The organism is Pseudoalteromonas sp. '520P1 No. 423', assembly GCF_001269985.1.
Classification (GTDB): domain Bacteria; phylum Pseudomonadota; class Gammaproteobacteria; order Enterobacterales; family Alteromonadaceae; genus Pseudoalteromonas.
This window is the reverse complement of the sequence record NZ_BBZB01000001.1, coordinates 746,069-759,860: the sequence shown is the minus strand read 5'-3', so window position 1 is coordinate 759,860 and position 13,792 is coordinate 746,069. Positions and strand designations below refer to the sequence as shown.

13 protein-coding genes are annotated in these 13,792 nt (G+C 36.8%); 3 read left to right on the top strand and 10 right to left on the bottom strand.

Features of this window, described 5'->3' with window-relative positions; translation table 11 throughout:
• Window positions 1-5: 5 nt before the first annotated feature.
• Genes gspI through gspC form a run of 7 tightly spaced genes read right to left on the bottom strand, consistent with a single transcriptional unit; the run spans window position 6 to window position 7,281 of the window.
• On the bottom strand, window positions 6-383 hold the full coding sequence (gene gspI, locus PSA_RS03520; RefSeq protein ID WP_042150045.1) for a type II secretion system minor pseudopilin GspI: 378 nt from the start codon (window positions 381-383) through the stop codon (window positions 6-8).
• Window positions 380-1,000 (bottom strand): type II secretion system minor pseudopilin GspH, encoded by a 621-nt coding sequence (gene gspH / locus PSA_RS03515; protein ID WP_269432816.1) that lies wholly within the window; start codon window positions 998-1,000, stop codon window positions 380-382. The genes gspI and gspH overlap by 4 nt, the downstream gene beginning before the upstream one ends.
• 38 nt (window positions 1,001-1,038) lie before the next feature.
• The gene (gene gspG / locus PSA_RS03510) at window positions 1,039-1,467 is read right to left on the bottom strand and encodes a type II secretion system major pseudopilin GspG (RefSeq protein WP_042150043.1); all 429 of its coding nucleotides are present in this window, start codon (window positions 1,465-1,467) and stop codon (window positions 1,039-1,041) included.
• A gap of 47 nt (window positions 1,468-1,514) precedes the next feature.
• Window positions 1,515-2,729, bottom strand: coding sequence for a type II secretion system inner membrane protein GspF (gene gspF / locus PSA_RS03505; protein WP_042150041.1), 1,215 nt, complete (start codon window positions 2,727-2,729; stop codon window positions 1,515-1,517).
• On the bottom strand, window positions 2,729-4,234 hold the full coding sequence (gene gspE, locus PSA_RS03500) for a type II secretion system ATPase GspE (protein ID WP_082305613.1): 1,506 nt from the start codon (window positions 4,232-4,234) through the stop codon (window positions 2,729-2,731). Before gspE ends, gspF begins: the two co-directional genes overlap by 1 nt.
• Window positions 4,227-6,320, bottom strand: a complete 2,094-nt coding sequence (gene gspD / locus PSA_RS03495) for a type II secretion system secretin GspD (protein ID WP_042150038.1) — start codon at window positions 6,318-6,320, stop codon at window positions 4,227-4,229. Before gspD ends, gspE begins: the two co-directional genes overlap by 8 nt.
• Window positions 6,321-6,339: 19 nt before the next feature.
• Window positions 6,340-7,281 carry a type II secretion system protein GspC gene (gspC, locus tag PSA_RS03490; RefSeq protein ID WP_042150036.1) on the bottom strand — a complete coding sequence of 314 codons (942 nt, stop codon included), beginning with the start codon at window positions 7,279-7,281 and terminating at the stop codon, window positions 6,340-6,342.
• Between the two features lie 228 nt (window positions 7,282-7,509).
• On the opposite strand from gspC, the gene hslR reads away from it, so the two are divergent.
• From hslR to pckA, 3 genes are all read left to right on the top strand, one after another.
• A complete protein-coding gene (hslR, locus tag PSA_RS03485; protein ID WP_042150032.1) occupies window positions 7,510-7,920 on the top strand; it encodes a ribosome-associated heat shock protein Hsp15 in 411 nt (136 codons plus the stop codon).
• A gap of 77 nt (window positions 7,921-7,997) precedes the next feature.
• Entirely contained in the window at window positions 7,998-8,840 is an 843-nt protein-coding gene (hslO, locus tag PSA_RS03480) for an Hsp33 family molecular chaperone HslO (protein ID WP_042150029.1), read from the top strand.
• A 311-nt stretch (window positions 8,841-9,151) separates the two neighbouring features.
• Window positions 9,152-10,762: a phosphoenolpyruvate carboxykinase (ATP) gene (gene pckA / locus PSA_RS03475; protein WP_042150026.1), complete on the top strand. Its 1,611-nt coding sequence runs from the start codon at window positions 9,152-9,154 to the stop codon at window positions 10,760-10,762.
• Window positions 10,763-10,896: 134 nt separating this feature from the next.
• Here pckA and envZ read toward each other — a convergent pair whose 3' ends face one another.
• From envZ to greB, 3 genes are all read right to left on the bottom strand, one after another.
• Window positions 10,897-12,198 carry a two-component system sensor histidine kinase EnvZ gene (gene envZ / locus PSA_RS03470; protein ID WP_042150023.1) on the bottom strand — a complete coding sequence of 434 codons (1,302 nt, stop codon included), beginning with the start codon at window positions 12,196-12,198 and terminating at the stop codon, window positions 10,897-10,899.
• Window positions 12,198-12,917 carry a two-component system response regulator OmpR gene (gene ompR / locus PSA_RS03465; protein ID WP_042150020.1) on the bottom strand — a complete coding sequence of 240 codons (720 nt, stop codon included), beginning with the start codon at window positions 12,915-12,917 and terminating at the stop codon, window positions 12,198-12,200. Before ompR ends, envZ begins: the two co-directional genes overlap by 1 nt.
• Before the next feature lie 155 nt (window positions 12,918-13,072).
• Window positions 13,073-13,552 (bottom strand): transcription elongation factor GreB, encoded by a 480-nt coding sequence (gene greB, locus PSA_RS03460; RefSeq protein ID WP_042150019.1) that lies wholly within the window; start codon window positions 13,550-13,552, stop codon window positions 13,073-13,075.
• Window positions 13,553-13,792: the final 240 nt, after the last annotated feature.

The window sequence follows — 13,792 nt, the reverse complement described above, 5'->3', positions numbered from 1 at the left end:
ACTATTCACTTGGAATTACTCTTAGTGACATAGGTATTAAGCTCGTACACAGCTTCTTGATATTTTTCATTTTCAAATACAATTACTGTTACTTGATAAAAATCTGCCGTTTCTGTTTTTACAACTTTTTGCTGCCAATACCATTTATGTCCGGCTTGTTCTTGATTGCCTTTTTTATTATTTTTAGGTGGCCACTTATCACTTAAGGTAATTTCAGCTAATTGGTTTTCAGCAACCCAAGAGGCGTAAGCTTGCTGCTCAACAATTGAAAGGTGATTAATATGTTGCCCAGCCACTTGCATGGCAGCAATGCCCGCCATGGCGCAAATACTCAGAGCAACCATGACTTCTAATAAGGTAAAACCTAAATTATTCTTTTTCATAATTCAGGTTCTCGTTTGAATATAACCGGAGCCATGAATTCACCTTGAATAAAAAAGGTGGGCTCGGCTTGTTCTTTTAATGAAAGTGAAAGCGAAAAAGGGCTCACTTCACCTGAAGATAACAATATCACTTGTGGAATTTTTAGTTTTTCTAGTTCTAAAAAGCTTTCTTCATCTTCAGTGTCCATTAGTTCGCGCCAATCGACTTGTTCTAATAAATTTTCTTCTGCCCAAGGTAAATCATCTAGCTGTAATTCTACATCTAAAAATTCAGGAAATTTAACTGCTTTAAAAACCTTATTACCTGTTAGTGGTATCCATTTTTCACCATCAAATGCAAGAAACTCTAAAATGCCTTTATCTAAATGGAAACCTAATTCAAGCTGATTTAAAACAGCATAATCTGCTGCTAAATTAATCACGGTATTCATTTTAACCGCTGATTTTTCTAACTCGTCTTCTTGGCCGCCGCCAAGATTATAAATCATCATATTAGTGGCAAATGCAATAATCACTAATACAACCATAATTTCAATTAAACTAAAACCAGTATTTTTTTGTCGAAAACGATTAAAACCATGCGCTTTAGTGCATGGTTTTAATGTATGTTTTTTGATTTTAGCTTTGTTAAACAATTGTTTTTCCAAAAACGGTATTAGTGCCCTGAATCTTCTTCATCCCAATTACCAATATCATCTTCTGTTCCTACCTCACCGTCAGGGCCCATAGAGAAAATATCTATTTTACCAATCTCACCTGGACTTACTAACTGGTAAGGGTTGCCCCAAGGATCTTCTGGTAATTTATCAATAAAACCACCTTCAGGAAAACGTCTAGGTAAAGGCTCAACATCAGTTTCTGTTACCAATGCTTCAAGACCTTGCTCTGTTGTTGGATATGCTTTATTACGCAATTTATACATAGCCATTGCATCTTCTAACTGCTGGATATCTAAATGTGCTTTATCAACTGCAGCTTCTTCTTGCTGACCCATAATATTTGGTGCAACTATCGCCATGATCATGCCTATGATCACTAAAACAACCATTACTTCTAATAGTGAAAAACCAGACTGCTTTCTCATTGTTTACCTCTAAATTTTGAAATTTCTAATAATATTTAAAATTAAGACTACATTCCTATTGCTTTGTTCATTGCCATTATCGGCTGTAAAATCGCCATTACAATAAACAATACGATTACTGCCATTCCTGCAATCATGGCGGGTTCAAGAAGCTTTAATGACACACTCACTAAACTCTCAAATTCTCTATCTTGGTTGTCAGCTGAACGTTCTAACATTTGTTCAAGCTCACCTGATTTCTCTCCACTGGCAATCATGTGAAGCATCATAGGTGGGAAAAATTTTGTTTGCTGTAATGAAGCTCTCAGTGTTGCACCTTCACTTACTTTAATTGAAGCATCACCGACTGCTTTTTTTATCTGTTCATTTGCTAAGACTTCACCCGATATTTTCATCCCCTCTAATAAAGGAACTGAGCTTGAAGACAAAATACTTAAAGTACGTGCAAACCTTGCTGTATTTAAACTACGGCTTACTTTACCTAATCCTGGTAATGTTAACAGCTTACTATCATACCAAAACCGTACTTTTGGTTTTGTAAGTGCTTTTTTAATTCCAAAAACCAAACTGAAAAATACCACTAAAGTGATCAGCCAATAGTTTTGCACATAATTACTCGCTGCCAATACCCACTCGGTTGTCCAAGGTAAAGCTTGTTTAGATTTCTCAAAAGTTTTTAATATTTTTGGTACTACACTACCTAACAATATCGAAATAATACCAATTGCAAAAACCACAAGTACCATTGGATAAACCATAGCTTGGGTAATTTGGCTACGCATATGCTGACGTTGTTCAGTGTAGTCAGCTAATCGATTTAGTACTTTATCTAAATGCCCTGATTTTTCACCTGCGGCAACCATAGCGCGATATAAATAATCAAATACATGGGGGAATTCAGCTAAACCATCCGCTAAAGTGTAGCCTTCTACCACCTTAGAACGGACCGACATCAACATACCTTTTAATTTCGGCTTTTCACATTGTTCAGCCACCGCAAGGATTGCCTCTTCAACAGGTAATGCCGACTGAATTAAGGTTGCTAATTGACGTGTAATTAAAGAGAGATCAGCGGTTGATACTTTAGTTTTAAAAAAGCTACTGCCCTGCTTCTTTTCTTGCTCAGCGGCAACATTGACCTCTAAAGGTGTTAAGCCTTTTTCTCTTAAATTATTTCTGACTTGTTTGGCCGTATCAGCTTCAAGTAAACCTTTTTTAGTTTTACCTTTGGCATCTAAAGCCTTGTACTCAAATGCTGGCACTAGCTTTCCTCTCTAGTGACGCGCAGTACTTCTTCTAAAGTTGTTTCACCTAACAGTACTTTTCTACAGCCATCTTGGCGAATACTTGGAGTTGTTTGGCGAATATACTTTTCAACTGCTTGTTCACTTTTACCATTATGAATAAGCTCTCTGATAGCATCATCAACAACTAGTAACTCGTGAATACCAGTTCGGCCTCTATAGCCATTATGATTACATTCAGTACAACCTACCGCACGGTGAATTTTAATACCTTGATTAAACTCAACGCCTAATAAACGACATTCTTTTTCATCAGCTACATGCGGTTGCTTACAATCAGGGCATAAAGTACGCACTAAGCGCTGTGATAAAACACCTAACAATGATGAAGATAATAAGAAAGGCTCTACGCCCATATCTTCCATGCGCGTAATTGCGCCTGCAGCAGTATTTGTATGCAGTGTTGATAAAACCATATGACCCGTTAATGAGGCTTGAACAGAGATTTGTGCTGTTTCTAAGTCACGAATTTCACCTACCATCACCACATCGGGATCTTGACGTAAAATGGCACGTAAACCACGCGCAAATGTCATATCTACTTTTGTATTTACTTGCGTTTGGCCTATGCCTGCAATTTCGTACTCTATTGGATCTTCAACAGTTAGAATATTACTTTCTTTTGAATCTATCTCAGCAAGTCCGGCATAAAGCGTGGTACTTTTACCTGAACCCGTAGGACCTGTAACCAAAATAATACCGTGAGGTTTGCGCACTAAATCAGTAAAAACAACACGATTTTCATCGCTCATGCCTAAGTCTTGTAAATCAAGGCGTGCATTATTTTTATCTAATAAACGTAACACAACACGCTCGCCGTAACTGGCAGGCATAGTTGAAACACGCACATCAACTGCACGCCCGGCTATTTTTAAGCTAATACGACCATCTTGGGGTATACGTTTTTCAGCAATATCTAATTTAGCCATTACTTTTATACGAGACACTAATAAAGAAGATAACTTACGGTTAGGCGTTAATACTTCTTTTAATACACCATCAACTCTAAAGCGAATAACTAAATCTTGCTCAAAAGTTTCAATATGGATATCTGACGCACCATCTTTAATCGCTTCACCTAACATGGCATTAATCAGCTTTATAATTGGCGCATCATCATCGCTCGCTAACAAGTCTTCAGTTGTTGGCAGCTCTTCTGCTAAAGAAAATAAATCAACTTCGTTGCCAATATCTTCCATTATCTGTTGCGTCTCAGAGCTGTCTCTTTGATAAACGGCTTCAATTTGCAATTCAAATTCATCGTCATTTAGCTGCACAGCTGTAAAACTTTGCGCTGCAATGCGTCTTGCTTCTAGCAAGACTTCAAGATTTAACTCGCCTTTATAAAAAAGGGTAAGTTCATTTTCTTGCTGTTCATGACTCAAAAACACACCAAAACGACGCGCATAAGAAAAAGGCAAACGTTTAGGAGCCACTGAAACTTCGGCTACTAACTCAGTCATCTTTTTTCTCTTCTTTGTTTTTACCGTGTAAGAATTCTTGATACGTAGGCGGTAATACTAATTCATCGTTCCACTCAGGTAGTACAGGTGTGTTAGTGCCAGGCATTAGTGATACACCTTCATCTTCTCGTTTTTGTTGTTCAGAACGTAAGTAATTATATTTTTCATGGCTAAGTTGATTCATAGTGACATCGTCACGCACAATTGTCGCACGAATAAACACCATTAGATTACGTTTACGTTTTTCTGTTTTACTTGATTTAAATAAGTGACCTAAAATTGGAATATCACCTAAAACTGGTACCTTAGACACACTTTCTTGCACTTCTTCATCTATTAAACCACCTAAAATCACCATACCACCATCATCAGCTAAAACAGTAGTTGTGAACTCTCGTTTATTGGTAATGATATCCACTGACGTAGAACCACTGATACTTGATACTTCTTGCTCAATGGTTAATAAGATTGCTGAACCATCATTGATTTGTGGTGTTACTTTTAACTTAGTACCAACCTCTTGACGGTCTACTGTGCTAAATGGATTTGAGTTATTACTTCCTGCGGCAGAGCCAGTTAAAATTGGGATCTCTTGACCCACTATCATAGAAGCTTCTTGGTTATCCATAGTGGTAATTGAAGGCGTTGATATAATATTGGTATTGGTATCAGTAGCAGCCGCTTGAATAATTGCACCCCAGTCACCTTTTATAATACCCATCGCCATACCACTGACACCGGAAAGTAAGCTTGCAGCAGCGGTTAAATCACCTTCTACAACTCTTGTAGTCGGAGCAGAACCCACAGTACTGCCATTAGCATTGGTAGAGGCTGTTGTTTCGGTAATCGTTTTATCTCTTGCTTGTTCCGCTGCGACAGCTAATGAACCGACAGGCACGGTACCATTATTAAACTGCACCATGCCACCTTGTTCGCTGATCCACTGAAAACCTAAGTTAATGCCATCACCTTCAAATACTTCAAGGATAATCGCTTCAACCAATACTTGTGGGCGGCGCACATCTAACTTAGCAATCACTTTTTCAAGTGAGCGCATTACATCTGGTTGTGCTGTAATAACCAATGCATTGGTTTCAGCATGTGCTTCTATACTGGTTTGATTTTTATTATTCCGACTTTTAGACTTCGAGCTAGATTTTTTTTGCTCATCAGCAATCGATTTACTTACACCTTGTAAAACTTTTACCAACTCTTCTGATTTAGCGTAATTTAAGTAAACAACTTTAGTATTACCTTGGGTTTCAAGTTCGCCATCTAATCTTTTTATTAGCTCTAATGCTCGCTCTCTTGCTTGTGTTTCACCACTAACGATTATGCTGTTAGTACGCTCATCAGCAACGACTTTTGGAATTAAAAAAGCAGGAATATTTGATTTACCAGAAGTCGGTTTATAGATTTTTTCAATTACTGACACAACATCAGCTGGTGTTGCATGTTTTAAACGAATAATATCAACTTGTTTATCACCCGCTTGGTCAACTAAGCGAATAATTTTTACTAAACGATTTACCGATGCAGCATGACCTGTCAACATCATTACATTGGCATCTTTATAGTTAGTGACATGGCCACCATCTTTTTGATCACTAAACTGACGAATAAGTGGGCCAAGCTCTTGCACACTGACATTTTTAACGCGAATAACACGTGTCACCATCATATCGCCATATGAGGTTTCATCATTGTCATCCATTACTGGAACGCTAGATTTTTTAGCGCTAGAACTTTTTTCAATTTTTAGTATGCCATTATCCATTTCTACAACAGCAATACCTTGTACTTCAAGTACATTTAAGAAAAATTGATAATACAGTTTTTCATCCATTAACTCATAGCTGCGTACATTAATTTTACCGCGTACAGCCGGATCGATAATAATGGTTTTATTTAAATTTTTACCTACGATATTAATAAATTCATTAATATCGGTGCCCTTAAAATTAGCAGAATACTCTACAGCAGCAACCGATAGCGAAGTTCCAATAGCAAGCATCAATGCGGCGTATTTTGCCAACCCTTTTTTAATTCTTGTACTTTTTTTTAGGCGGCCTTGCATGTGATTCATCTTATAAACTCCGAATCTATTATTCTAAACTAAACAATACGTCCAATTGCTCGCCCTTGCGGTCAATTGAAATCGTAGCTGATTGTGCGGTACGCAATTCATTAATAGCAGCCATAGCTTGCTTCATATCAGTAAGCATATAACCATTAATTGATGTTGCTAAATCGTTGTGTTTTAAACCCATTTTTCTAAATAAAGCGGGATCTTTACCTGGTCTTAATTTATACCCCACTAATTCACCATTTACTCTTGATGGCGATACACGAATATAATCAAATAACTTACCTGGATCTTTTACTAATTCTGCACGTTTTTCACGAATTTCACGTTTTACATCTGCATTTTGAGTCGCTTTGATAGTGCGTGAATTTTGTTTTATTTTCCGAGGTGACGAGCTTTGTGGTTTTCTTTTTGTACTTGTTACAGTTTTAGAAAAGTTAAAACCATCTAACATCAAGGTTTCATATCGGCTACGCACTTGTAAAATAACACGATCTGCAAAAACTTGCTTTACCGTCGCTCGTGTACCTTTTACAACATCATCTACTTGATATGTCTCTTGTGCACCTTGGCTTTCTATAATAGCTAAACCCGCTTTATCATCTTGATTTACAGCCACAACACCCGTCAAATTGATATTCAATGTGGTTTCTGGTGCATCATTTATTACTTTAGGTTCTTCTACTTCTTTTTTTACGGGCTGAGCATTCACCTTACCAAAAAGATTGATAGCTGTGATATCTGAACTATTTAATGTGCTGCGACTAGCTGAATTTGAACTTGCGCTATTAATAAATGAATTTGATTCTTGAGGTTTAGGCCAAATTAACCAAAAAGCTTGCGCAGATAAATAAGCGACATATACCACTATAATTAATAGTAGTGTAAAACTTATTTTCCTTTCAGGAAGCTTGGCAATTAAATGCTGAAATTGTTGTAATTTTTGTAATTTCTGTTGCATAGCCTTTATTTTTTATAATTAATAGCGATGACATCTTAACTCGCTTGTTTTGATACAACAAGCGCCTTAATAGTGAATATTGTATCGAAACAGAAAAATAAGGTATAAAACCCTTTCCAACACTTATAATTACTAAGCTTTGTTATTTAGTAAACAAATGTAGTCTCTTTTTAAAATTCCCTTTTTGTGCTATATTTCGCGCAATTTCTCAGCGATATTTAATTTAAAATGGCAAAAATTCAAAAAGCACAGCCAAATGAAATTCTTAAAGTCCGTTTAGATAAATGGCTTTGGGCTGCGCGATTTTATAAAACACGCGCTATAGCGAGAGACATGGTTCAAGGCGGAAAAGTTCAATATAATGGCCAAAAATGTAAAGCCAGTAAAACAGTAGAGTTAAATGCTGTAATCACCTTAACTCAAAACCATGATGAAAAAATTATCACTATTTTGAAAATATCAGAACATAGGCGTGGTGCACCAGAGGCGCAGCTTTTATATCAAGAGTCTGATGAAAGCATTAAGCAACGTGAAATCAACACCATAGCTCGAAAAAACAATAGCTTCTTTTCTCCTCATCCAGAGCGCAAGCCTGATAAGAAACAAAGAAGAAAGATCATTCAGTTTAAACAAAGCTAAGCACGTCAAAACCAGATTATAGCAATACTGCAGAAATAAAATTCTGCTCTATATAAATTAAAGATAGGCAAGTTCAGATGCAAGATTTATTACACAGATATATTTTTGAAAACCTCGATGCACGAGGTGAATTAGTTCAATTAAACACTACGTTTAACGAAATAATTGAAGGCCATAATTATCCAGATCCAGTTAAACATTTATTAGGTGAATTATTAGCCGCAACATGTTTATTAACTGCAACGTTAAAGTTTGAAGGCGATATCGCGGTTCAATTACAAGGTGATGGTCCGCTTAAATATGCTGTAATAAATGGTGATAATGAACAAAACATGCGCGGTATTGCTCGCCTACAAAATGAAATTAAAGGCACAACAATCAAAGATTTGATTGGTAAAGGTCATATGGTTATCACAATTACGCCTAAAAAAGGTGAAAGATACCAAGGTATCGTACCACTTGATGCAGATACATTGTCTGAATGTTTAGAGCAATACTTCACACAATCAGAGCAATTAACAACACGCTTATGGTTTGCAACTGATGTAACTGAAGGTGCAGCTAAAGTTTCGGGGTTATTTTTACAAGTATTGCCTGTCGACAAAGAAAAAGCAGAGCAAGATTTTATTCACCTTGAAGCTTTAACAAATACCATTAAAGATGAAGAGCTATTAACTCTAGATGCAACTACTGTACTTACGCGTCTTTATCATGAAGACAACCCAAGAGTATTTGAACCACAAGCAGTAAACTACAAATGTACTTGTACAAGAGATAAAACTGCAGGTGCATTAGTTAATGTTGGACTTGAGTCTTTATTAGAAGAAATAGAAAATAGTGGTGACATTCAAATTAGTTGTCACTACTGTCTTAAAAATTACGTTTTTGATGAGTCTCAAGTAAGGGCGCTTTTTCATTAGTTGTAAACTTTTAAATACGAGAAATGATGAATTGATTGTTTAAAACAGTCATTCTCATAATAATAAAAAACCGAGCATTGCTCGGTTTTTTAGTACTTATAGCTCAACAAATAAATCTGACACCGTTGTCATTAAAAATCTTCAAGTTACATTTCAAAGATGATACCGGTGTCATAAAAAAAAGTCCTGAAAACTGCGTTTTAACGCCTTTTATTGCTTTTGTTTTAGCCACCGATCACCTAGAATTAGCGCCGTATCTCACAATCGTTCTTTATAACTAAACCCCGTTCAAACGTTAGGAGTGTTTTTGCATGACCGCTTTAGAAAACTCAATTGATTTGTCACAATATGGTATCAATGATGTGGCAGAAATTGTTTACAATCCATCTTATGAGTTACTTTTTGCAGAAGAAACTAAAGCCGGCCTAGAAGGTTTTGACAAAGGTGTTGAAACTGAACTTGGCGCAGTAAATGTAGACACAGGTATCTTTACAGGTCGTTCTCCTAAAGATAAATATATTGTTCGTGACGAAGTAACTCGCGACACAGTATGGTGGTCTGATCAAGGTAAAAATGATAACAAACCTATGACTCCTGAAACATGGGATCATTTAAAAGGTTTAGTTACAACTCAACTAAGCGGCGAGCGTTTATTTGTTGTTGATACTTTTTGTGGCGCTGATGAAGCAACACGCTTAAAAGTACGTTTTATCACTCAAGTAGCATGGCAAGCACATTTCGTTAAGAATATGTTTATTCGCCCTACTGATGCTGAGCTTGAAAATTACGAACCAGACTTCGTAGTTATGAACGGTGCAAAAACAGTAAATGATAAATGGGAAGAGCAAGGTCTTAACTCTGAGAACTTTGTTGCTTTCAACCTAACTGAAAAAGTGCAACTAATCGGTGGTACTTGGTACGGCGGCGAAATGAAAAAAGGTATGTTCTCAATGATGAACTACTACCTTCCGCTTCAAGGCATCGCATCTATGCACTGTAGTGCTAATGTTGGTAAAGACGGCGATACAGCTATCTTCTTTGGTTTATCAGGTACTGGTAAAACAACGCTTTCTACAGATCCAAAACGTGAACTTATCGGTGATGATGAGCACGGTTGGGATGATAACGGCGTATTTAACTTTGAAGGCGGTTGTTACGCAAAAACAATCAACCTAAGCAAAGAAAACGAACCAGACATCTATAATGCAATCCGTCGTGATGCATTATTAGAAAACGTAACTGTTGATGCGAATGGTAAAATTGATTTTGACGATAACTCAAAAACTGAGAACACACGTGTTTCTTACCCAATTCACCATATCGACAACATCGTAAAACCAGTATCTCGTGCAGGTCACGCTAAGAAAGTAATTTTCTTAACTGCTGATGCATTTGGTGTTTTACCTCCAGTTGCTAAATTAACGCCAGAGCAAACTGAATACTACTTCCTTTCAGGTTTCACAGCTAAACTAGCTGGTACTGAACGTGGTATCACAGAGCCTACTCCAACTTTCTCTAGCTGTTTTGGTGCTGCTTTCTTAAGCCTACACCCAACTCAGTACGCTGAAGTATTACACAAGCGTATGGAAGCTGCAGGCGCTGAAGCTTACCTAGTAAACACAGGTTGGAACGGTACTGGTAAACGTATCTCTATCAAAGCAACACGTGCAATCATTGATTCTATCTTAGATGGTTCAATTGATAACGCTGAAACTACAGTTATCCCAATGTTCAACCTAGAAGTACCTACTTCAGTAGAAGGTGTTGAAGGTGACATTCTTGATCCTCGTAAAACTTACGAAGATGCAAGCGTATGGAATGACAAAGCAGTAGATTTAGCAAAACGCTTTGTAAATAACTTCGAGAAATTCACTGACACAGAAAATGGTAAAGCATTAGTATCAGCTGGTCCTCAGTTATAATCAATATTGCTACATAGCAAATAAAAAGGTTAGCCACGGCTAGCCTTTTTTAATGTCCTCAATAAAGGGGTCGGAGTACATTAACCCATTTAAAGTTAATTGACTCCGACCCTTTTTTAGTTTGATTTGTTATTTTACTGTTTAACGAGGAAGTTTACTTTTGCTTCTAAGCCGCCTTCAGGCATATTTCTTAATGTTACTGTGCCATTATGCATATCTACAATACGTTTAATAATCGCTAAACCTAAGCCGCTACCTTCACTGCCGCGTGCTAAGTCACCTTGAGTGAATGGTTGAAATACACGCTCAAGTTCATTTTCTGGAATGCCAGGGCCTTTATCTTGAATGGCCACATAAGCATATTTTTTAGATTTATCTAAACCAGTTAATACCTGAATATCATCTTCAGAATAACGCAATGCATTCTCTATCATATTGGTAATTACACGTTTAATAGCAACATGGCTTAATGGAATATTTGGTATGCTCTCATTAAGTTCGGCATTGATCACCCTTTGCTGCTTTTGCTCTGAAGCGACTACTTCAGCCACCAAAGCATTTAAGTCTTCATTAACCAATTCAGCCACTTTATGATGTCTTAAATACTCTATGAATTGATCGATAATTGCGTTCATATCTTCAATATCGTAAATAATACCTTCACGTAAATAGTCTTCATCATCAGACATCATTTCCGTTGCTAAACGAATACGTGTTAAAGGTGTTCTTAAATCATGCGATACACCTGCCATTAATAATCTCCTGTCTTCTTCAAGCTCTTTAATGCCTTTCGACATTTGATTAAATGCACGGGTTACTTCGATTACTTCTATTGAACCGCGCTCTTTAAGTTGGGTTGAATAATCTCCTACACCTACTTTTACAGCTGCATCTTGCAATGACTTTAACGGCCGATTTAACTGACTCGCAAATAACCAGCCACCTAAAACACTTAATACACCAATACAGGCTAAATAAAATGTGAGGAATTCTAGCTGAGTTTCTTGAAAGCCCATTAATGGCACTCGCACCCAATAACCTGGCGCTTGAGGAGATTCTACCCAATAAACTAATTGACTTGCTTGATTGATTCTAACGCGTGCGGGTCCGCCTAACTGATCTGACATGATGTTAGACAGCATGGGATATTCAGAAGCCATTTCTAGGCCGTTTTTGAATGCTTCTGCTTCGCTCATCACTTCCGTTCCTGTTGCTAAATAAAACTTTTCAGCAATTTCAGGAGGTAAAGTAATACCATCGTTCACACCAATGAAAACAGTTTTAACTTGTTTAGAAAGCATTAAAGTTACTTGCTCTATCGTAGGTTTTACGACATAAAAAGTAACTGATATGTATGAAACGATTTGATTGATTAAAAGTAGTGCACCAACAAAAAAGACTGTTTGCCCAAATGCACTACGCGGAAATAACCGCATTATTCATCACTGTCAGGAACAAATACGTAACCAAGTCCCCACACTGTTTGTAAATATCTTGGATTAGCTGGATCTTCTTCAATCATACGACGCAGGCGAGACACCTGAACATCAATACTCCGCTCAAGGGCGCTGTAATCTCGACCACGCGCTAAGTTCATTAACTTATCACGGCTAAGTGGTTCTCTTGGATGAGTCACTAAGGCTTTTAGTACCGCAAATTCACCACTGGTTAGCGAGATAATTTCATCACCATGGTTCATTTCGCGAGTTGCTAAATTCAGTTTAAAATCACCAAATTCAATTTTATTTTCTTCTGCTGCTGGCGCACCAGGTACATCAGCTGAACGACGACGTAAAATCGCTTTAATACGTGCTAATAATTCTCTAGGATTAAAAGGCTTAGGAATATAATCATCAGCGCCAAGCTCTAAACCAATAATACGGTCTACTTCGTCGCCTTTTGCAGTTAGCATAATGATTGGAATATCATTTTCTTTTTGACGTAAACGACGACAAATAGATAAACCATCTTCACCTGGTAGCATTAAGTCTAATACTAATAAATGAAAATTTTCTCGCTCAATTAAGCGGTCCATTTGTTCTGCATTACCAGCTGAGCGGACAATAAAACCTTGTTCTACTAAATAACGCTCTAATAATGAACGTAAGCGCATATCATCATCTACAACTAAAACTTTGGTTGTTTCCTGTCCCATTATCCCACTCCGAGCTAAATTTTATTATTTATCTGCACTAAATATAAAAGAAAATGGTCATAATAAAAATCCTTTTATGATTTAGTTTGTTACGGAAAGTTTCATAAAGCCTAATTTAACGCCATACTAAGCATAAACCTCACCATTTAAATAAACTACTTTTCATATTCAATTGAATTTACAAACCACTCTTTATCGCCTTCAGGTGTTTTCACTATAAAGTCATCATCTACTTGCTTTTTTAATAGTGCTCTTGCCATCGGAGAATCTATAGAAATTAAAGGTTCTTTTTCATCACCATATATTTCATCTGGCCCTACTATTTTAAATGATTTCACTTCCCCAGCTTCATTTTCAATTTCGACCTTAGCACCAAAAAATACTTTACCTTCTTGCACAGGCGAATATTCAATCACCTTTAAATCTGGCAATCGTTTTCTTAAATATCTTACACGCCTATCAATTTGGCGTAATACACGTTTATTAAAGGTATAATCTGCGTTTTCAGATCGATCACCTAAGCTGGCAGCCCAAGATACTATTTTTGTTATTTCTGGACGTTTAACTGTCCACAAGTAGGTTTCTTCTTCTTGAAGCTTTCTATAGCCTTCTGGGGTAACTAAATTTGTTTTCAAAAGTTTAAATCTTCAATTAAAAATGGAATGCTTTGGCATCATAAGCAATTACAATTAGCTTTCAAATACACAAACATTAATTATTTATGCAAATAGGCTTTAAAATTGGACTTTTGCAACACTTACAGAGACAATCTTATTCATTCTATGGTCTATCACTCTAGGTTTAAATTTAGCGTCCATAATTGTTCAGGCTAAATAAAAAAACCAACTTTTTTCAAGACCACTTCATCTAATATA

Excerpts from the sequence above, each read along its gene's own strand:
- hslO (WP_042150029.1), top strand. The coding sequence starts at position 7,998 with ATGCAAGATTTATTACACAGATATATTTTTGAAAACCTCGATGCACGA.
- pckA (WP_042150026.1), top strand. The coding sequence starts at position 9,152 with ATGACCGCTTTAGAAAACTCAATTGATTTGTCACAATATGGTATCAAT.
- gspE (WP_082305613.1), bottom strand. The coding sequence starts at position 4,234 with ATGACTGAGTTAGTAGCCGAAGTTTCAGTGGCTCCTAAACGTTTGCCT.
- gspI (WP_042150045.1), bottom strand. The coding sequence starts at position 383 with ATGAAAAAGAATAATTTAGGTTTTACCTTATTAGAAGTCATGGTTGCT.
- gspD (WP_042150038.1), bottom strand. The coding sequence starts at position 6,320 with ATGAATCACATGCAAGGCCGCCTAAAAAAAAGTACAAGAATTAAAAAA.
- envZ (WP_042150023.1), bottom strand. The coding sequence starts at position 12,198 with ATGCGGTTATTTCCGCGTAGTGCATTTGGGCAAACAGTCTTTTTTGTT.
- gspG (WP_042150043.1), bottom strand. The coding sequence starts at position 1,467 with ATGAGAAAGCAGTCTGGTTTTTCACTATTAGAAGTAATGGTTGTTTTA.
- hslR (WP_042150032.1), top strand. The coding sequence starts at position 7,510 with ATGGCAAAAATTCAAAAAGCACAGCCAAATGAAATTCTTAAAGTCCGT.
- ompR (WP_042150020.1), bottom strand. The coding sequence starts at position 12,917 with ATGGGACAGGAAACAACCAAAGTTTTAGTTGTAGATGATGATATGCGC.
- gspC (WP_042150036.1), bottom strand. The coding sequence starts at position 7,281 with ATGCAACAGAAATTACAAAAATTACAACAATTTCAGCATTTAATTGCC.